This window comes from Ruegeria sp. N8 (genome assembly GCF_056531325.1).
This window is the reverse complement of record NZ_JBQFLQ010000007.1, coordinates 83,860-102,752: the sequence shown is the minus strand read 5'-3', so window position 1 is coordinate 102,752 and position 18,893 is coordinate 83,860. Positions and strand designations below refer to the sequence as shown.

The following is an 18,893-nucleotide window of genomic DNA, read 5'->3' as shown; positions in this document are numbered from 1 at the left end:
AGGGATACTTGCACCGGACTGCCGCGTTTTTGAAAGATTCTGCTTCAGAGAGCCCACGCTGCACGGAACGCGCGGGGGGTCTGGCCCACCACCTGTTTGAAACTGCGCGTGAAATGCGCCTGATCCGAGAACCCGCAGGCCAAAGCGATGTCGCCCAGAGGGCGCGCGGGGTCTTCGATCATCTTCATCGCCTGCTCGACCCGGTAGGCCATGACATATTGCATGGGGGTCGAACCCAGCGTTTCCTTGAACACCCGCGCGAAATGCGAGGGGCTCATGCCCGCCTCAGACGCCAATTGATCAACGGTGATCGTCTGGTCCAAACGGTCCTGCACATAGGCCAGCACCCTTTGGTAGTGCTGAGAGGTAAAGCGCGAGGACAGCTCAACCTCTTCGGCGCGGCGTTTGCCGTATTTCTGCAGCAGTTTGACCAGAAAAACCCGGCTCATGGCTTCGAACATCACCGCCGAGGACATATCGTCGGTCGCAAGCGCGTCGCGCAGGATGACGCCCGCAGCACATAGGTCAGGATCAGAAAACTGCGGCTGGTCGAAAAACTGCTCCGGGGCCAGCAGCATACCAAGTTCAGACTGCGCAAATCGCTGAACCTTGTCCGGATGCAAAGTAATCACGATCACGTCGGACTGCCCGTACCACCGCCAACCCGACCGCATGCCTGCCGGGGTCACGATGACCTCATCCTTGCAAAAGGTGAAATCCCGCAGCGTGCCGTCCCGCCAGTTTTGCACGCGATGCCCCTTTTCCTGCAGGTTCAGGAGGACGTGGTGTTCCGAAAACACCTCTTCCGGCATCCGATCGGGTTCGGCGCGAAAATACCGCACTGACATCAAACCTGCCGCCGAAGGGCGCTGCATCGCATCGCTGTTCAGCAACGGTTCTGACGGGTAGATATCAGCGTATCTTAGGGGCAAAGAGCGGCTCCGGCTGGCACTATTCGATATGTGGGGTCTGCGCGCGCAGGGTCAAACGCTTTGCTGGCGCTTTATGTGGTCGATGAACAGCCTTAGGGGCATCATGGATTTATACTCGCGTGGGAAATACATGAAAAAGCCAGGGGTGGGTCCCAAGTGGTCGTCCAGAACCGGTTGTAACTCTCCCGCAGCGATCTGGGTGCCGACATAGGCCTTGAATGTATAGGCGAGGCCCAGCCCTCGCTTAGCCAGATCGACGGAGGCTGGAAGGGCGTTGGCGATCAGATTGCCCTGCACATCGACGTCATACCCTCCCTCGCTCGATTGAAAACTCCACGGCGCAATCTGGCCCGAGGATTGAAACCGGTAGCGGATACAAGTATGCCCCAGAAGATCACGTGGTGTGTCCGGGATGCCTCGTGCCGCCAAGTAGTCCGGACTGCCGACAACGGTCACCGGGAGCGGCGGCGTCAACCGCACTGCCACCATATCCTGCGCCACACGATCCCCCAGACGGAAACCGGCGTGCAGCTCTTCGCCCAGTATGTCTGACAGCGCATCCGTTAGCGACAGCTCCAACTCGATCTCGGGATACGCGGCGCAGAAACTGTTGAGGATCGGACCAACAAAGAGGTGATAGGCAAACTCGGGCATCGCCAGTTTCAACGTGCCCCGCGCGGCGTGACCGGTGCTGCGCGCGCTTTCGACTGCCTCAGAGAGTTGATCAAAGGCAGGCCCAGCGCCACGGATCAGGGCGCGTCCGGCCTCGGTCAGGCTGATCGAGCGTGTTGTCCGAATGAAAAGCGCGGTGCCCAACTGATCTTCCAACGATTTCAATTGATGGCTAACGGTTGACGGCTTGATACCTAGCGCCTCGGCCGCAGCACGTAGCGATCCGTGGCGCGCGATGGCCGTAAAGATTTCAAGCGTGGCAAGTGGCAGGCGCATCATATCTCCGAGCTACCTCATTATTTGATATGATACATTAAAGTAATGCCAACTTGGTCAATTATCACGCGCAATGAAAATTATTAACTTTGTGTCACCACGTATTCAGGAGGACACAAGATGAACACTCTGACCAAAGTTGCTGCCCTCACCGCTGCCCTGATCACAGGAGAGATCACCATGGCCGCATCCCCCGAAGACAATATCAAGGTCGTACAGGACTTCTTCGCCGCCTATGGCGCCAACGATCTGAACGGCATCGCAGCCGTGATGGACGAGAACGTAAAATGGCACATCCCGGGCCGCCATCCCTTGTCCGGAACCAAGACAGGTCGGGATGAAGTACTGGCGTTTTTCGAACAGCTGGGAACCGCCGGATTTCAGGCCGAACCCATCTATTTCGGAGCGGATGAGACCCATGTGGTTGATATCCACCGCGGCTGGTCGAACGCCGACGGCAAACCGAATGTCGATACGACCTGGGCGCTCGTCTACCGGATCGAGAATGGCAAGATCGTCGAGGCAACCAACCTGTCCGCCGATCAGGATGCGGCAAACACGTTTTTCTGGTCCCAGTACTCGCTGGCTCCGGTCCCTGAGCGGCTGGCTAAGTGAACTACCAACAGGTGGTTCAAGTGACCGATTACCCCGAAATCCGCGGTTTCATCGCCGACTGGTTTGCCCGGTTCGACAGGCTGGATTCGATCGACGCGTTCCTGCCTGACATCGACACCGCACTTGGCGGACATGACCGCGTGCGGGCCTGGTATCGGGGCGTGTTGGAAACCTTGCAGCGCCCGACCGAGCATCACGTCAGCAAGATCGTAATCAAGCCCGGTGCCGCACAGTTTGAAGTTCTGTTTCGCGCCACGACCGTTGCGGGCGACCTCATTGAAGCCAGCGTTCAGGAAGACTGGCGCTTTGAAACCCGAGCCGACGGCCGCCCGCTAATCACCCATTATTCCGCAAAATTCTTGCAAGAGGCTGATACATGAAAACCCTCGTACTGACCGCCCATCCGGACCTGAGCAAATCGCGCATCAACCGCGCATGGTTCGACGCACTTTCTGATGTTTCGAACGTGACGACCCGAGATCTGACCGCCATTGGTGGTGCCGAGATGCGTTTTGACATAGAAGCCGAACAGGCCCTCTTGCTGGCGCATGACCGGATCGTGTTTCAATTTCCATTCTACTGGTATTCCGCACCGCCGGTGATGAAGGCTTGGATGGATCAGGTGCTGAACTATGGGTTCGCTTACGGGCCGGGCGGGGACCGGTTGAAGGGGCGCGAGCTGTTGATCCTCGTCTCAACCGGTGGCCCGGAGCACAGCTATCACGCAGGTGGATACAACAACTTCTCCATGGCTGAGTTTCTGAAACCGTTCCAACAGACGGCGAACCTAGCAGGCATGACATATCTACGCCCGTTCGTGGCTCACGGCATGGCGGTGGCAACTCAGGATCAGATTGACGAGAATGTGCCCCTTATGCTGGCTTATACGAGTGATCCCGAACTGGATCCAAGAGTGAGACAAGCCCGATTGCTTAAGCAACTAGAAGACGACCCCTCGCTGGCGGCGGCGGTGAGCTGAAGCCGACGGATCCCGCGTCTGGCAGAAAGGCATGAGTTTTTCAGCCGGCGTGGGTTCTTTCGTGACCAATGACAGCTAAAGTATCAGCGCGGAACAAGAGTGTGAGACCACGATGACCGAGACTGATCACCTGAAACACTGGTTGATTTCCGATGGTCGCCTGCTGGGCGACGAGGGTCTCATTGTCAAAGGGTATTGCGAAGGATTGGTGGCGCTTGGCGTACCCTTGGCCCGCGCAAGGATCGCCCAGAATTACTCGAATCCTTTGCTTAGCGCGTGGGGCATCATCTGGACGCCGGAAGAAACCCGCCGCTACACCGTTCCGACCACGGTTCTGGCAACAAGTGCATGGCACGGCAGCCCGTTTGAATATGTCGTCACGCAGCGGCGCCCATTGCGCAAACGCCTGACCGATCTTGACGTTCTGGAAGAACATCCGGTCTATGCCGAGCTGGCCGAAGTAGGTGCCACAGATTTTCTGGCCATCCCGCTGGAGCACGGCAACGGTTCGGTTCAGGGCACCAGCTTCACCTCGGACGCAGATGCTGGGTTTTCGGACGCACATATCCGATACATCGAAGACACGCGATACGCACTTGCCGCTGCTTTGGAACCCATCGCAATGCGTCATTCGCAAAAAAGCCTTCTGCAAACCTATCTGGGGCACGGTCCCGCCGAAGAGATTGATCAGGGCCACATAAAGCGCGGAGAACACAGAACAGTTTCAGCCGCGATCCTATTTGCGGATCTTCGTGGCTTCACTAGCAAAGCCTCATCCTGGTCCGAAGAAGCTTTGCTTGCCATGATGGGTGAGTATTTCGAAATGGTCGTGTCGCCCATCCAAGATCAGGGCGGTGACGTTCTCAAGTTCATGGGGGACGGCATACTTGCAGTTTTCAACATTGATGACGACGCGGAAACCTCGTGTAGATCTGCGGTGCTAGCTGCAGAACAAGCCCTGACCACCCTGAGAGGCTACAACGAAACAGCCGCCGACACGGGAAAAGAGCCAATAGAATTCGTAGTCGGCATTGATTTCGGTCGCGTCACCTTTGGCAACATCGGCAGTCCAGATCGCTTGGATTTCACAGTTGTCGGACAAGCTGTGAATGTGGCCAGTCGTGTTCAGGAGCTATGTAAGAATTTGGATGAAAAGTTACTGGTGACGCAGAGCGTCGCAGAACATATGCCACACCATATGCAATCAGCCGGCTGTCACTCAATCCGCGGTTTATCCAATGAAATCGAGGCGTATAAGGTCCGAGAATAGCTTTTTCAAAGCCAGGTTTTCGGTGACCGCGACCACTGTTATCGCCTCGATCAAAAGAAATTTTCGTTTGCGCCGAACAAGTGGCTACTTCTGAACTTTCACCCGGGTCAACACAAGATAGAGAAGAGCTTACGACGGCCTCGCGCCTCTGAATATGTTTGCAATACGAATGCCAGTTTGAGGTGAAGTTGAACTATTACGTCGACTCAGAAGAGAATAACCGACGCCCACCTATGGTGTATCTTGGCTGTCGGAGATGTCTCGAAGGCGGACGCAAGAAGGAGACCGGCGGCTTGGTCCGTGGTGCTGGGCTACTGCAGCTTCCTTAACAAGTAGGAAATCGTGTCACTTAATTCTAACCCAATAGCGGCGACTTCAGGATCAGTTGAAAAGTGAAGTCAACCTTTCGCGCCCATCTGGAAAATAGAATACTTGGGTGCCTTTAGCGAAATCGACATGAGTCTCAAATATTGTCGAAACGGCGCTTACTATGAGTGCTGCCAAACTGAATTTGGCGCTTTCGACAACTGGCTCTGCTGAGTTGGCCCGGTTCTTTTTGAGCCTTGAATTTGGGATTTTTCAACAAGAATTCCCGTTTTCGGTCGGTTTTTGTCGTTGCTGATCAAACTAGTCCTCGATCATGTCCAGCAGTGCCGAAACGGCCCGGTAAGCTGCAGCCACCCGCCATGTGGGACGATGATCGTCCGTTTTCAGTATGCTTAACCGACCGTCGGTCACGTATGGCTTTAGCAAGTGGCGCAGCGCGCACGTCGGCATGTTCACGCTCTGGACAACATCCATGATCATTCCGTACTGATCTGTCGGAAGCGTCGCGCGAAACGGACTACCAGTTTCTTGCTCCAGAAAGGCGAGATGATTTTGCAAATCAAGGGGTACTTCGGTGCGAATTCATCTGAGTCTAATGTGGAACGTTGTGAATATGCACTGGGCGCAGCCCGGCAGTTGGGCGCGTTGGCAACAGGTAATTCGCGGAAAAAAATCACCTCGAAAGCCAATGGATCTGGCTCACAAGCTTACAAAGGGTTGGGGTGGCCGAATGAGAAGGTGCGCCAGGCTTGATGCTACTCCATGCAGGACCGCATCGTAGCGGTCAGCCTGCACTATCCTCCCGCAGCGGGGCAAACCGTCCTTCAGGCATGTCCACAGCTCTGTAAGCTTCGACAAAAGGCAGGATATGTTGATCCGGGCGCGCAAAGCGCCGATACATCCAGACAATGTCGGCAATTTTTATCCCCGGACGAATTTTGTAGAGCCTGTCTCGCGCGGAAATGGCTGCGTCTCGAGGACCCAGTTCAGCCAGAATTGCAACCTCAATAGAAACCGACCACCAGACGTCTGGCTGTGCACCCTTGCGATAGGTCTTCAGCGCTGTTTCGTAATCTCCGTTCAGGAAATGATACTCGGCCAGCGCCTGATACCAGTTTGGGTCTGCTGCATTTGGGTCTAGCGCGATTGCATTTTCGACAAGCGCAGCCCCAAAATCCAGACGACCGGACCATATGAATTCATAGCCGATTTGCCCTTGCAGATAACGATCGGTTCCCAATGCCAGTGCTGTTTCGGCGGACGAGAAGAACCCGTCAAGATCGCGTTGAATCTGAAGCACAAGCGCCAGAAGGAAATGAGCGCGCGCAGAATACGGGTTCAGCGACACCGCGTTCCGCGCGGCCTCTTCCGCGCGTTGGATTTTCTGGTCCTGTGTCCCTGGATAAAGCCCGGTAAAAAGCTTCACATCCGTCAGCAGTGCCTCGGCCAATTGCGCCCACCCGCGCCAATACTCGGGTTCGTCCTCGACAACCCGCACAATACAGCCCCGGACTCGCTCTTGCATATCTCGTCGGTTCAGAAAACCAACGCGCAGCAAGGAACATTCATAAGACGAGAGAAGTTCCGGAGGTTTCGCACGCGCATGACCTGCGTGAATGCGCTTGATCGCCCCGCCTGCGTCACCCAGAGCAGAGGCAACTTTTTCGGTGATGCTCAGTTGAACGTCTAAAATGTTTGAAGTCGTAAGACTTTCTTCATACGCCCCAGACCAGACCTGATGCCCCGAGGTTGTGTCTATCAGTCTTGCCGTCACGCGCAGACGATCTGCAACCTGCCGGACGGAACCCTCCAGCACATAGTCCGCGCCGAATTTCTGCCGGATGCTGCTCGGGTCACTTTCGCCCGGCTCAACAGAATGGGTGGATTGGCGGGACAATACATTGAGGTCCTGGTAGCTCCCCAGCTCAACGATGATGTCTTCGCCAATGCCAACAGCCAACAAATCGCGGGCGTCCGTATTGCTAAGGTTTTGAAACGGCAGAACCGCAACGGTCGGACCTGTTGGCTCTGACAACAGAGCGGCTTCATCAAAGGTCATGGCATCGGACGGCTCGTGATCAAAGCTGATCCACCACGCAATCAAGCTTGCAACGCCTAGACAAACCAACACCGATGCACCGGTCATCAACGGAAGTTTGTTGGATCGCTGTTCAGAGGCGGGTGCTCCGTCAGGCATGACGCGAAAAACCCGAACCGGTTCCGCGATGTTCTTTAGGGTTTTGGGGCCGAGATCCTCAAACTCGGCATCTACCTTTGCCATTGCTTGCTGCGCGACACTCTCAGAAACTGCGACGCCCCCTGGATCCGCCAGACCTTCAATGCGAGAGGCAACATTCACCCCGTCACCATACAGGTCTCCATCAGCGATCATGACATCACCGAGGTTTATCCCGATCCGAAGTTGCAATCGCGACCCGTTGGCGAGGCCAGGAGCAGCCTCAGCCATTGCCCGCTGGATCTCGACACCACAGTTAACGGCATCGACAACCGAAGCAAATTCGACAAGAGCACCATCCCCCATCAACTTGACGAGGCGCCCGTGATGTCTCGCAATTGCGGGATCAAAAATCTCTATGCGCAACGTCTTGAGAGCGGACAATACCCCTGTTTCGTCGCTGCCCATCAACGACGAATACCCAACGACATCGGCAGCCATGATCGCGGCGAGTCGGCGCTGCATAGGACCCTCCTGCTCGCAGTTTAACGGATGTCGCGAAATCTCGACAGTGGATGCCCTACTGATAGTCTAACCAATTTGGCTGTCATGGTTCAGACTAAGTGTTCGCTTCACCTCAACGGCCCCTACTCTTAGCAGACGCAGCAAATGTCAGCTTTCCGTCCAAATCAGACCTTCACTCCATTGACCCCATACTGCGGCGCGGCCTAGCAAACCAACCGCATGCTGCGCGCGCAATATCAGCCAAAGACCGAATTGCGGACAACTTGCCAATTCGCCGGTAACTAAAACGACCGCTATCGGAAATTGACCGGCCCGAAAAGTTTGGCTCGTTACATGGCTTGGCGTTTGCGTTTTTCCTGCAGGGCTATTGAACAGTTTCGAAAACCCGATCTTGTCTTGGAGAGCGCCCGAACTTGCGGGCATATTCTCTTGAGAATTGAGCCGGGCTTTCATATCCAACCCCGTAGGCTATCTCTGATATCTTTGCTCCGGTAGATTGAAGCTCATTGCGGGCATGAAGCAGACGCAGGTCTTTCTGGTATTGTAGCGGTGATGTTCCCGTTACCGCCTTGAACTGCTCGAAGAAGGCCGAACTGCTCATACCTACACGCCCGGCAAGCTCTCCGACAACAAGAGGATTGGCCAGATCTGACCGGATTTCGTGTGTCGCCGCGAGAATCCTGCTAGACGTGTTTTCGTGCCACACCAGTTTTTGAAGCGTGCCGCCATGTTGCCCGATCAGCAGGCGGGCATGGATTTCCCTGGCCGTGATCGGTGACAGCATGTGACGCGTCTCTTCGGTTTCGCACTGCTGAAAATACCGCAACAGGGCGCTTTTCATGTCATCATCGGTGTCAGCCAGGCAGATCGAAAATGGATCCGACACGCGTTTACTAGAAGATTGAGGCAGTGAGGATGCCAGACCGCGCACGAGATCCAGATCAAGGGGGAACACGAGCGCAACGTAGGGACGTTCAGGTGTGGCCTCGGTAATCCTTGAGACAACCGGCAGTGCGTTGCTGACGATCAGCGACTGCCCTGCCTGTACGGAAAGCGTTCTGGTACTGGTCCCAACCTCTTTGGCGCCTTGTAAAACCGCGCACAACAGCGGGCGGTAGACATTTGCGTCATGTTGAGTGGTCGAAGGATGGGTGAGAAAAACCGCCCCGCTTTCCTTATGTGTCAGGACACCCTGCGCGACGCCCGCGTGGTCAAGCAAATCCCGAACATAGTCCAATAGTGTATGAGGTCTCATGAATGCCTCCAGTCGTTGCCCTCATCGCTAGCACGGAATAAAAATGACTATTACTGAAAACGCTTACTTGTGGAGAATTAGGCAAGAAGATTGGAAGATATAGAAAGATACATCCTCTTTTTTGTGACTATTGTATGCTTATAAACTTGCGGAGCAACAATGTGAAAACCATTCTGATCACCGGGGCGTCATCCGGTATTGGCGCAGCAACCGCCCGACATTTCCAAGCGAATGGTTGGAATGTCGTCGCCACTATGCGCAACCCTGCGGGCAGCACCGATCTTGGGGCTTTGGAAAACGTGCATCTGACCCAACTGGATGTGACGGATGCGGGCTCAATTGCAACGGCCGTTCGCGATGGCATCGAACGGTTTGGCCAGATTGATGTTTTGTTGAACAATGCGGGTTACGGCGCCTGCGGTGCACTAGAGGCCTTTTCGATGGATCGCATCCGACGTCAGTTTGACACCAACGTGCTTGGGTTGATGGAAGTGACCAAAGCGGTTCTGCCTCATTTCCGCCAGAACCGGTCAGGCACGGTCATAAATATCTCGTCCATCGGAGGACAGATTACATTTCCGCTTGGCGCGCTCTATCATGGTACCAAGTTCGCAGTAGAAGGGCTGTCCGAGGCGCTGCATTACGAATTGGAACCCCTTGGCATCCAAGTTCGTATTGTCCAACCAGGCATGATACGGACGAACTTCGGCGGCAGCTCTTTCGATTTCGCGATGGATGAGAACCTGTCGGATTACGCGCCTATGGCCGAAGCCATGGGGCGTCTTTTTGGCAAACTGGCCGCGAACCCTTCTGAACCAGAAACGGTCGCGCAAGTCATTTGGGATGCGGCCAACGAGACCGGAAATCGCCTGCGTTTTCGCGCAGGGCCCGATGCCGAAGAATTGCTGAACGCGCGCAAACAACAGGATGACGAGACGTTCATTGACAGCCTCAAGCAAAAGATGGCGCCCTGAAGGACCCTTTAGTCATTCGCAGAAAAAAGGGATGCTCCATGTACCGAAAAGCAATCGAAAAAGGTGGCCTGGCTGTTGTAACCGGGGCCGCAAGCGGTGTCGGCAAGGCCGCGGCCCAACGATTTATTCAAGACGGCTTGGGGGTTGTGCTGGTCGATCTGGCGGGCGAGGCCTTGGACAGAGCTGAGGCAGAATTGCGCGATCAGGCCGGGGCGTCCGCAATTGTTCAGGCGGTTCCGACGGATGTTAGCGACGCCAAAGCTGTGAATGCCTTGGCAGATCAGGTCTTTGCGCTCGGTGAGGTGGCTGTCCTGATGAACAATGCCGGTATCGCAGTGCCGTCCGGCAGCTGGGAAAACGCGGAAAACTGGCGCAAATTGTTTGAGGTCAATCTTTTTGGCGTCATGAACGGTGTCCATGCTTTTCTGCCGCGTATGATTAAGGCGGCGCGTCCGGCAGTAGTGATAAACACTGGGTCAAAACAGGGCATCACCACACCACCCGGAAACCCCGCTTACAATACCAGCAAAGCTGCTGTGAAGGTCATGACAGAAATGCTTGCGCATGATTTGCGGCAGGCCGAAGCGGATATCACCGCCCATCTGTTTGTGCCGGGATTTACCTATACCGGTATGATTGAAAAGTTTATGCCGGAAAAACCTGCCGCAGCCTGGACAAGCGAAGAGGCCGTTGACTATCTGCTGAGGCGCATGTCGGACGGGGACTTCTATATCCTCTGCCCTGACAACGATGTGTCAGAAGAACGCGACCGCAAACGGGTTGAATGGGCCATGGGCGATATCATCAACAATCGCCCGGCTCTTTCACGCTGGCATCCCGATTACGCGGATGCCTTTTCGACGCACGAGGTCTCGGAATAGTCAAACTAGACAAGATGCGGCGATAAATACACCGAGGGTGCTGGTGGATGGGGCGAGTAAGACCGTTGTGTATCTGACAGGGTCCACACCGAAACTTGAATCTGATCGGACAAAACCGGGGGATGTGGTCGGACACTCGTACGAACCACAGTATCAATTACTTTGGGATCGTTGCTGGCCTGAAGGGTTTATAACAATGGCCAAGATAACTTTGCCCCTTAGGATCAAGGATCGGCCCATTTCGGTCATTCGCCAGAGTACCTCAACGCTGCGGACGTTGCCCGCATTGCGGACATTGACCACAACGCAAAGGATTGCACAGTATTGAACAGGCATAACCTCCAATTCCTTCGGTCGCCGGTCTATTTGGGATAGGTCAGCTCACGAAAATCGCCATTCCAATACGCCAGCGGTTTATTCTCAGAGCTTTCGGCGCGTTCGACCTTGCCGATCAGAATGCGGTGCGTGCCGAATGAGACTGTCTGAATATGCAGGCATGTGAAGATTGCGGCAGCATTTGACAGGACCGGCAGGCTCGTCCGTTGGTCAATCGTCCAATGTTCAGAGGTAAAACTACGCTGATCCATAAGGTCGGGGGCACCGGCGAACGCAAGCGCCAGCATGTCATGCTGAGGCGCGACATAGTTCACGCAAAAGATCCCGTGTTCCTCAATCATGCCCAGAATGCGGCTTTTCTTGTTGATGCAGATCAGCACTGCAGGTGGTGCTGCCGTCAGGGAGCAGGCTGCGCTGACGGTCGCGCCATGCGGGCCGTGCTCGCCGCTGGTAGTGACAATTGACACAGGCGTCACCGCCTTGCGCATTGCGGATGTAAATTCAGTAGGGTCCAGCATGTCGCCTCCGTCGGTCTCAGGCATTTCTGTGGCGGCGACCGCCTTGAATACAAGAACGAATTGCTTAAGCTTTGCCTAACAAAAACTTATGCAGGCCTGTGATGCGACGCGCCCTTCGAAACAAACTGGATCATCTTCGCCCCGGTGCTTTGTCGAAACTGGAACCAGTTGGCTTTGACAGCAATCGAATGCGTCGCCCGCTGCCGCCGTTGCAGACCCTGATCGCATTCGAAGCCGCCGCGCGGCTGCAGAGCTTTACGCTGGCCGCAGCGGAACTGAACCTGACACAACCGGCTGTCAGCCAGCAAGTCAAGCTGTTGGAGCATCGACTAGGCGTCAAACTCTTCCGTCGCCGCAACAACATGATCCTGCTGACCGAACAAGGTGAACAATTTGCCGAAGACGTGGCCGAGATCCTAAATACGCTGGGGGAAAGCGTACAGAACCTGGCCCCGGACGCCGGGCGGACGACGCTGACGGTTAGTCTGCTGCCCTCGTTTGCGTCGACATGGTTTGCCGCGCGGGCGCACCGGTTTGTGACGGCCAACCCTACGGTCGATTTGATCACTCTGTCGACCGTGGCAAAGACAGGCTTTGGCCAAGAGGATGCAGATGTCGCCATTCGTTGGGGGCCAGGCGGGTACGAGGACGGGTACGAGGAACGCCTATTCGGCGAGAAGCACATACTTGTGGCCTCTGCGCAAACGGCCGAAACGTTGCGCGACTTGTCGGACATCAATGCGCTGGCGGATCGCCCCTTTCTGCACGACACAAATTACAGCGAGTGGCGCGCTGTGATCGAGAAAAATGGCGGTGATCCTGCGGCGTTCGAACGGGGGGCCTTTTTCGGCGACAGCAGTGCCACGGTGAACGCCATTCTCTATAGTCAAGGCATTGGCGTTGTGCGCGATGTGATTGCCCGGCATCTGCTGGTCTCGGGGGCTTTGGTGCAATTGCCATTCGAACCGGTCAAGGGGCCGTATTCCTACCACTTTATCTGCCCCGAACGGCGGGTAGAACAACCGCGCGTTCAGGCCTTTCTGACTTGGTTGCGGAAGGAGGCACAATCTCCATAAGAAATTCTTTGCCACTGGTAAAGGATTCAACATTTGGTGCTTTGCCAGCTTTCCGACAAACTGCACAGACCAAGTGATGTAGCCAGACCGGAGCCCCAACGACATGGAATTTTCGTTGTTCAACCTGATGACCAAGCCTGTTGATGGCTCGTCGCATGCGGATGTGTTCAACCAGATGCGCACCATGACGAAAATGGTGGATGAGGCAGGCTTTGACGTCGCCTGGTTCGCCGAACATCACCTATCGAACTATTGCATCTCGCCCTCGCCGCTGATGACAGCCGCGAACATGGCTGCCCACACCAAACGGATCAAGGTCGGCCCTGCGGTTGTGGTGATGCCTTTCTACGAACCCTTGCGTTTGGTCGAAGATATCTGCCTAGCAGATCAACTGACCGAGGGCCGTCTGGTTCTAGGTCTGGGCACTGGCTATCAGCCCCGCGAATTTAAGAAATTCGGATTCGATATCGACGACCGTCTGATGCGCGGGCTGGAAATCTGGGATTGCGTCGAACAGGGCGTCTATGGCGGCGTGATCGACTTTCAGGGCGACCACATTCAGATCAGCGACGCGGCCCTGTCCATCGCTCCGGTTCAGGATCGTATCCGCACCTTTGCCGTCGGAAACGCACCAGAGATGCGCCAGAAGATGATCGACTACGGGGCCGAAACGCTGACCACGCCGGCTATCGGACCAAACGCGATCGTGGGCACTGCGCGGCGGTTGTACAAGGAGACGCGCATCGAGAACGGCCTGACGGGGGATGATTTCCCCTTTGCGGTGCAGCGCTATGTCTATGTCGCTCAGGACAAAGACGATGCCCGTGCGGCAGCCGAGCAGGTGCTGATCCATGCCCGCATGGCCAACAACATGCGCCGCGCCGAACCGCTGATGGAGGGCGCGGACCTCAAGATCGTGCCCTTCGACAACGAACCGGATATCGACACGGTTCTGCAGCGCGCCATCATTGGCGATGCCGAAGACATCACGCAACGTCTCGTGGCCGAAGCGCGCGAGTTTGGCATCACGCATCTAAGCGTCTTCATGCAGATTGCTTCGATCCCCTTTGCCAACACCCTGCGCTCGCTCGAGGTGTTCTGCGATCAGGTCATGCCTGCGGTGAATACCGCGCTTGCGGCGGATAAGGCGGCCCTCGCCTCATGAGAGGGCCGAATTTCTCGCTGGCTGGCAAAACCATTCTGATCACCGGGGCCGCACGCGGATTGGGTGCGGCGATGGCACATGCCTGCGCCGCGCAAGGTGCGCAATTGTGCCTACAAGACATAAACGGCGAGGCCCTCGAAGCCACAGCAGACGGCTTACGCGCGGATGGAGCAACTGTCCGAACGGCCGCTTTTGACCTAACCGATTTCGACGCCTGCACCGATTGGGTGCAGGGTATCGACCCGATCTGGGGTCTGATTAACAATGCCGGAATCACCAATCACGGGCACGTACTGGACCAGACGGTTGGTGACTACCGCTCGATCTATGATCTGCATGTCTTTGCACCCTTTGTACTGGCGCGTGAAGCGGGCCGAGTGATGCGTGCCAATCAAGGGCCTCAGCGAGGGCGGATCGTTTCGATCTCGTCCATTGCCGCCACACATCCGCGACCGGGGGTCGGCAATTATGCCTCGTCCAAAGCGGCCGTCGCAGGTTTGACTCGGTCGCTAGCGGCGGATCTCGGTACGGACGGCATCTGCGCCAACGCCATCGCACCCGGCTATGTCCTGACCGAGATGAACCGTAAAATCTTGGGCGACGAAGGTTTCGTGCGCCGAATTGAAAACCGGACACCAGCAGCGCGGTGGGCGGATCCAGCGGAAATCGCGGCACCTGTGGCTTTTCTGATGTCCGAGGCCGCCTCTTACATCAACGGGCAATTGATCGCCGTTGACGGCGGTATGAATGCCTTTTTGCAATCCAATGAGGGATGACTGTTGAAACGGTTGGAAGGAAAAGTCGCCCTGGTGACGGGTGCGGGATCCATGAAGGGTGGCATGGGCAACGGCAAAGCCACCGCCATTCGTCTCGCGCAGGAAGGCGCACGGATCTGTGCCCTGGATTTGCATCTGGCCGCGGCTGAGGAAACCTGCAAACTGATCCGTGCCGAAGGGGGCCGCGCCGTTGCGCTGGCCGCCGATGTCACGCAGGAAGATCAGGTTCAATCATCAATTACTCAATGCCTGTCCGAATTCGGCCAGATCGACATTTTGCAAAACAATGTCGGAATCCTGAAAACCGGCGGCGCCATGGACAGCACAGTCGAGGATTGGGACATGCTGGTGCATGTGAACATGAAGGCGGTCTTTCTGCCAACAAAGCATGTTCTGCCTCATTTTGTGGATCGCAAGGAGGGAGTTGTGACCAACATTTCCTCGATCGCCGGGCTGCGTTATCTGGGCACGCCCTATATTGGCTATAATGCCACCAAAGGGTCGATCATTTCCTTCACCCGCAATCTGGCAGCGGAAATGGCACCACATGGAATCCGCGCAAACGCGATTCTGCCGGGCTTTATCGACACACCAATGGCGCGCGATATCACCGAACAGAATGCAGAAGACCCCGAGGCAATTGACTGGGATGCGCTGGACAAGCAGCGCGCAGCACGCATTCCGCTGGGCCGAGTGGGCACCCCGTGGGATGTGGCCAACGCAGCCGTGTTTCTGGCCAGTGATGATGCGTCCTATATCACCGGCACTGAAATTACCGTCGACGGCGGCGTTTCATGCCGCGTGTAGAGGGACGATCAAGGCGCGCCACACGGGTATTAGCCCAGAAAGCAGTGCAGACACGCCTTGCGCCAGCTGCATGCGTGTTTGAAACCGCTGGAAGTGCTGGACCCTGACGCGATCGCCTATCTTCAGCACTACCGCTTCGTAACCCCTGCGATGTATGGGCAATATACCGACTCGATCTCGAAAAAATCCAGCACACTAATGACAGGCATCCCCGAGGTCGCTTTGATCACGACAGCAATCGGTCAGCCTGCATGCAAACTCGACGTGCCTTGGCGAACCTCTTCTAACCATGTGTCCCCGAAGTCCTTTTGACGCGCAATCGGGCTATGAAACGGCTACAACCTTTACGTCTCGGGGCCAAACCTGGTGCTGCATTCCGGAGGCAGGGATACGGGTCGGCTGGCCATCTGCGATGGCAAGTTCATCGCCAAGGACGCACAAAACCAGTTGATGGCGCGACATGCGGACGGGACATCAGTAGACCGGTTCAATGAGGCGCTTCAGCCCATGCGGCGGGTCGGACCAGTTGCGCGCTATCTCAGCGACCGTTTTACATTGGATCTTTTTCGCAGCGCCTTATTTGGACGTCGTTTGTAAAGAACTGGATGCCTATGTTGCGCGTCGGGAATGAGAACATCAGCTACCTGCGCATTGATGCGTTTCTTGTTCGATGATATCGGAACGAGCCCACCGCAGCGCAGGCAGTTAGCCGAGTTTTTGGTGACAGTACACGGCTCCTATTCCGCCAAACTGACTGCCTGATAAAGCTTCCGAAACCGCGCCAACCGCTTGAACAATAGTGGCATATCTGCGGGCTCGAACCTGTCCGATGTTGGTGGCTGAAGCGCAAGATCAGCTATATCCAAAGCCCCATCACCACAAGCTGCCAACCGAGCTGCACCATAAGCCGGACCGGCATCAGCTCCGGTCGATCGCACAATTGGCTTTCCGGTCACAGTCGCAATCAATCTCAACAGAAGATCTGATTTGCTGCCTCCTCCTATCGCTGCGAGCTCTGGCAATTCTTCTATAGTGTCACCGAAACTCTGCGCCGCATCGGCAAAGCAGAAAGCAATCGCCTCCACCACGGAACGGCAGATGTCTGCGCGCGTTGTGGAATCCTCCAGGCCAAAGAAACAGGCTCGAATATGCGGATCGCCGTGAGGGCTGCGTTCTCCCGTCAGATAAGGTAGAAAAATTGGCACACGGTCCCCGCTGACCGTTTCGGCAAGCGCGACAACTTCGGCTTCGGAAAGCCGCAATTGGTCACCTATCCAGGAAATTGGTCGCGCGCCGTTCAGCATCGCCGCCATTTGGTACCATCGGTCGGACAGTGTGTGCGCAAAAGCATGCACATAGCGTTCAGGGTTTGGCTTGTAGCTTCGATCTGCCACAAACAGCTGTCCAGAAGTCCCCAAAGAGACAAATCCCCGGCCCGGTTCGGTGGCGCCCAAAGACACCGCCCCGGTTGCTGCATCTCCACCTCCGGCAACGACTGGCGTGCCGGGTTTCAAGCCGGTCTCAGTCGCCGCTTGTGGTGTCACAGACCCGACGACACTATGACCATCGTATACCTGCGGCAGCCAATCCAAAGCTACATCTGTGGCTTCGGCGATACCGGCGTGCCAGCCACGCGACGCCTGATCGAGCCACATTGTCCCGGCGGCATCGGACGTATCAGTTCCCAATTCGCCATGCAGCCGTAAACCGATGTAGTCCTTGGGAAGCAGGATGTGGCCCAGTTGGGCATAGTGCTTTGGCTCATGCTGTTTTAGCCATGTAACCTTAGGTGCGGTGAAACCCGGCAAAGGAAGGACCCCAGCGGTTTGACCAATCTGCGGCAAGGCCTGTCGCAGTTCGTCGCATTCCCGCGCCGCCCTGCTGTCATTCCACAGGATTGCCGGGCGGATTGGGCGCAGATCGCGGCTCAGCAAAACGGCCCCGTGCATCTGACCTGACAACCCGATGCACTTCACCTCCGACAGCGTAACTTGCCCAGAAATTTGGCCTAAGGCGTCGCGTGTCGCCTGCCACCAAAGATCCGGGTGCTGCTCTGACCAACCGGGTTTAGGAGAGGAAGTCTTTATACTCACCGAAGACGTTGCAAGAATTCGACTGGAATCCGCGCAGACAAGCTTGACCGCTGACGTACCGATATCGATCCCGAGATACATTCAAACCCCTTACCTGCACAAAAGTCCGGAACTTGTCTTGCTATTGATCTTTTTAGCGCGCGCAAAGAATATGTAAAAATAGGATAAGATCAAGGCGGCTGAGATCCGCAGGCAGACTGGCATGACCAAGATAAAGAATATGGAAGAGTTCGCAGCCCTCAGCGGGATCTCGCGCCCCACGGTGTCCAAGTACTTTCACGACCCAGACAGCGTTCGCCCAACTACACGGGCACGCATAGAAGAAGCGCTGGAACAGTTCGACTATCGCCCGAACATCTATGCTGTGAACCAGAACCGCAAGCTGACCAAGAATATCGGCATCGTCGTGCCCTACCTGGCCGATCCGTTTTTCGCTGAAATCGCGCGGTATCTAGAACAAAGCTGTATCGCAGCCGGGTACCGCCCGTTTCTGTTCAGCTCTCATGGCGAACAAAAACTGGAAAACGAAATCCTGGACGGCTTACAATCCTTGAAACCCGCGGGCGTTTTGTTGGCGCCTTTGGGACGTATCTCAGACAAGTCCGCGATTGAGAAATTCTGCGCCAGTGTGCCAACGGTTCTGTTCGACAGTAACCTCGATGGATTGGGCGCAGCGTTTATCGGGTCCGATAATTTCAGCTTTGTGTCTCAGACCGTAGAATACATGACTCGCACCGGCGAGCCGCCTTCGTTTTTCGAAATGCGGACACCTGCGAACCCCAATGCCAACAAGCGACGCAAGGCTTATGTCGACGTAATGGATCGGCTGGGTTTTGAGCCGCATGTGATCAAAATAGAAGGCACAGGTTGGGCCTTTGAAGAGATTGGCCGAAAGGGTGCGCTCAAGGCTTTGGATGAACGCAAGCTGCGCACGGATTCAGTTCTGTGTAGCAATGACCGATTGGCCATCGGCTTTCTGGCGGCGTGCTTCGAACGGGGGATTCGCGTTGGTAGGAAAGACGATTGTACACTGCGGGTGGCGTCGAACGACGATCATCCGTTTGCGAAATTCACCTGCCCGTCACTGACGACCGCCGCGCATGACTACGACAATGTGGCCGCGCGAAGTGTTGAAACACTTTTCGAACTCATTGAAAACGGTGGGAAATTCGAGAGCCGAACAGAAACTCTCTTCCCTGCACGATTGGTCCTGAGGGAATCTGCATAACGATCTAAAATT

The 18,893-nt window shown here is 55.8% G+C and carries 19 protein-coding genes and 1 pseudogene; 13 read left to right on the top strand and 7 right to left on the bottom strand.

Annotated elements, in window-relative coordinates:
* Positions 1–44: 44 nt before the first annotated feature.
* Entirely contained in the window at positions 45–932 is an 888-nt protein-coding gene (locus tag ACR0C5_RS14300; protein WP_480877480.1) for a helix-turn-helix domain-containing protein, read from the bottom strand.
* Positions 933–983: 51 nt separating this feature from the next.
* On the bottom strand, positions 984–1,880 hold the full coding sequence (locus tag ACR0C5_RS14295) for a LysR family transcriptional regulator (protein WP_170773747.1): 897 nt from the start codon (positions 1,878–1,880) through the stop codon (positions 984–986).
* Positions 1,881–2,000: 120 nt separating this feature from the next.
* On the opposite strand from ACR0C5_RS14295, the gene ACR0C5_RS14290 reads away from it, so the two are divergent.
* The 4 genes from ACR0C5_RS14290 (at position 2,001) to ACR0C5_RS14275 (ending at position 4,744) form a co-directional block, all read left to right on the top strand.
* On the top strand, positions 2,001–2,495 hold the full coding sequence (locus ACR0C5_RS14290) for a nuclear transport factor 2 family protein (RefSeq protein WP_480877478.1): 495 nt from the start codon (positions 2,001–2,003) through the stop codon (positions 2,493–2,495).
* A 20-nt stretch (positions 2,496–2,515) separates the two neighbouring features.
* Positions 2,516–2,875 (top strand): hypothetical protein, encoded by a 360-nt coding sequence (locus ACR0C5_RS14285; protein WP_480877476.1) that lies wholly within the window; start codon positions 2,516–2,518, stop codon positions 2,873–2,875.
* On the top strand, positions 2,872–3,474 hold the full coding sequence (locus ACR0C5_RS14280; protein WP_480505020.1) for an NAD(P)H-dependent oxidoreductase: 603 nt from the start codon (positions 2,872–2,874) through the stop codon (positions 3,472–3,474). The genes ACR0C5_RS14285 and ACR0C5_RS14280 overlap by 4 nt, the downstream gene beginning before the upstream one ends.
* 112 nt (positions 3,475–3,586) lie before the next feature.
* Positions 3,587–4,744 carry an adenylate/guanylate cyclase domain-containing protein gene (locus tag ACR0C5_RS14275; protein WP_480877474.1) on the top strand — a complete coding sequence of 386 codons (1,158 nt, stop codon included), beginning with the start codon at positions 3,587–3,589 and terminating at the stop codon, positions 4,742–4,744.
* A 627-nt stretch (positions 4,745–5,371) separates the two neighbouring features.
* On the opposite strand, the gene ACR0C5_RS14270 is transcribed toward ACR0C5_RS14275, so the two are convergent.
* Positions 5,372–5,545 carry a hypothetical protein gene (locus ACR0C5_RS14270; RefSeq protein ID WP_480877472.1) on the bottom strand — a complete coding sequence of 58 codons (174 nt, stop codon included), beginning with the start codon at positions 5,543–5,545 and terminating at the stop codon, positions 5,372–5,374.
* Positions 5,546–5,617: 72 nt separating this feature from the next.
* Here ACR0C5_RS14270 and ACR0C5_RS14265 point away from each other — a divergent pair, with 72 nt between their 5' ends.
* A complete protein-coding gene (locus ACR0C5_RS14265; RefSeq protein ID WP_480877470.1) occupies positions 5,618–5,824 on the top strand; it encodes a hypothetical protein in 207 nt (68 codons plus the stop codon).
* A 31-nt stretch (positions 5,825–5,855) separates the two neighbouring features.
* On the opposite strand, the gene ACR0C5_RS14260 is transcribed toward ACR0C5_RS14265, so the two are convergent.
* Both ACR0C5_RS14260 and ACR0C5_RS14255 read right to left on the bottom strand, forming a co-directional pair.
* Entirely contained in the window at positions 5,856–7,772 is a 1,917-nt protein-coding gene (locus ACR0C5_RS14260; protein ID WP_480877469.1) for an adenylate/guanylate cyclase domain-containing protein, read from the bottom strand.
* Between the two features lie 364 nt (positions 7,773–8,136).
* Positions 8,137–9,009, bottom strand: coding sequence for an AraC family transcriptional regulator (locus ACR0C5_RS14255; RefSeq protein ID WP_237215922.1), 873 nt, complete (start codon positions 9,007–9,009; stop codon positions 8,137–8,139).
* A gap of 179 nt (positions 9,010–9,188) precedes the next feature.
* On the opposite strand from ACR0C5_RS14255, the gene ACR0C5_RS14250 reads away from it, so the two are divergent.
* Positions 9,189–10,001 carry an SDR family oxidoreductase gene (locus tag ACR0C5_RS14250; protein ID WP_480877466.1) on the top strand — a complete coding sequence of 271 codons (813 nt, stop codon included), beginning with the start codon at positions 9,189–9,191 and terminating at the stop codon, positions 9,999–10,001.
* Between the two features lie 38 nt (positions 10,002–10,039).
* Entirely contained in the window at positions 10,040–10,882 is an 843-nt protein-coding gene (locus tag ACR0C5_RS14245; protein ID WP_170773730.1) for an SDR family NAD(P)-dependent oxidoreductase, read from the top strand.
* 362 nt (positions 10,883–11,244) lie between these two features.
* Here ACR0C5_RS14245 and ACR0C5_RS14240 read toward each other — a convergent pair whose 3' ends face one another.
* Entirely contained in the window at positions 11,245–11,736 is a 492-nt protein-coding gene (locus ACR0C5_RS14240; RefSeq protein ID WP_480877464.1) for a flavin reductase family protein, read from the bottom strand.
* 101 nt (positions 11,737–11,837) lie between these two features.
* Here ACR0C5_RS14240 and ACR0C5_RS14235 point away from each other — a divergent pair, with 101 nt between their 5' ends.
* The 5 genes and pseudogenes from ACR0C5_RS14235 to ACR0C5_RS14215 all read left to right on the top strand — a co-directional run bounded on the left by ACR0C5_RS14235 (position 11,838) and on the right by ACR0C5_RS14215 (position 16,157).
* Complete coding sequence (locus ACR0C5_RS14235; protein WP_480877462.1) at positions 11,838–12,812, top strand: LysR substrate-binding domain-containing protein; 975 nt, start codon at positions 11,838–11,840, stop codon at positions 12,810–12,812.
* Positions 12,813–12,915: 103 nt separating this feature from the next.
* The gene (locus ACR0C5_RS14230) at positions 12,916–13,977 is read left to right on the top strand and encodes an LLM class flavin-dependent oxidoreductase (protein WP_480877460.1); all 1,062 of its coding nucleotides are present in this window, start codon (positions 12,916–12,918) and stop codon (positions 13,975–13,977) included.
* Entirely contained in the window at positions 13,974–14,753 is a 780-nt protein-coding gene (locus tag ACR0C5_RS14225; RefSeq protein ID WP_480877458.1) for an SDR family NAD(P)-dependent oxidoreductase, read from the top strand. Before ACR0C5_RS14230 ends, ACR0C5_RS14225 begins: the two co-directional genes overlap by 4 nt.
* 3 nt (positions 14,754–14,756) lie before the next feature.
* Positions 14,757–15,560, top strand: coding sequence for an SDR family NAD(P)-dependent oxidoreductase (locus tag ACR0C5_RS14220; RefSeq protein WP_480877456.1), 804 nt, complete (start codon positions 14,757–14,759; stop codon positions 15,558–15,560).
* A gap of 93 nt (positions 15,561–15,653) precedes the next feature.
* Positions 15,654–16,157: pseudogene (locus ACR0C5_RS14215) on the top strand (trimethylamine methyltransferase family protein).
* A 140-nt stretch (positions 16,158–16,297) separates the two neighbouring features.
* Here ACR0C5_RS14215 and xylB read toward each other — a convergent pair.
* Positions 16,298–17,734, bottom strand: a complete 1,437-nt coding sequence (gene xylB, locus ACR0C5_RS14210) for a xylulokinase (RefSeq protein ID WP_480877454.1) — start codon at positions 17,732–17,734, stop codon at positions 16,298–16,300.
* 121 nt (positions 17,735–17,855) lie between these two features.
* Between xylB and ACR0C5_RS14205 the strand changes: the two genes are divergently transcribed.
* On the top strand, positions 17,856–18,881 hold the full coding sequence (locus tag ACR0C5_RS14205; protein ID WP_170773727.1) for a LacI family DNA-binding transcriptional regulator: 1,026 nt from the start codon (positions 17,856–17,858) through the stop codon (positions 18,879–18,881).
* The last annotated feature ends 12 nt before the right edge of the window (positions 18,882–18,893 follow it).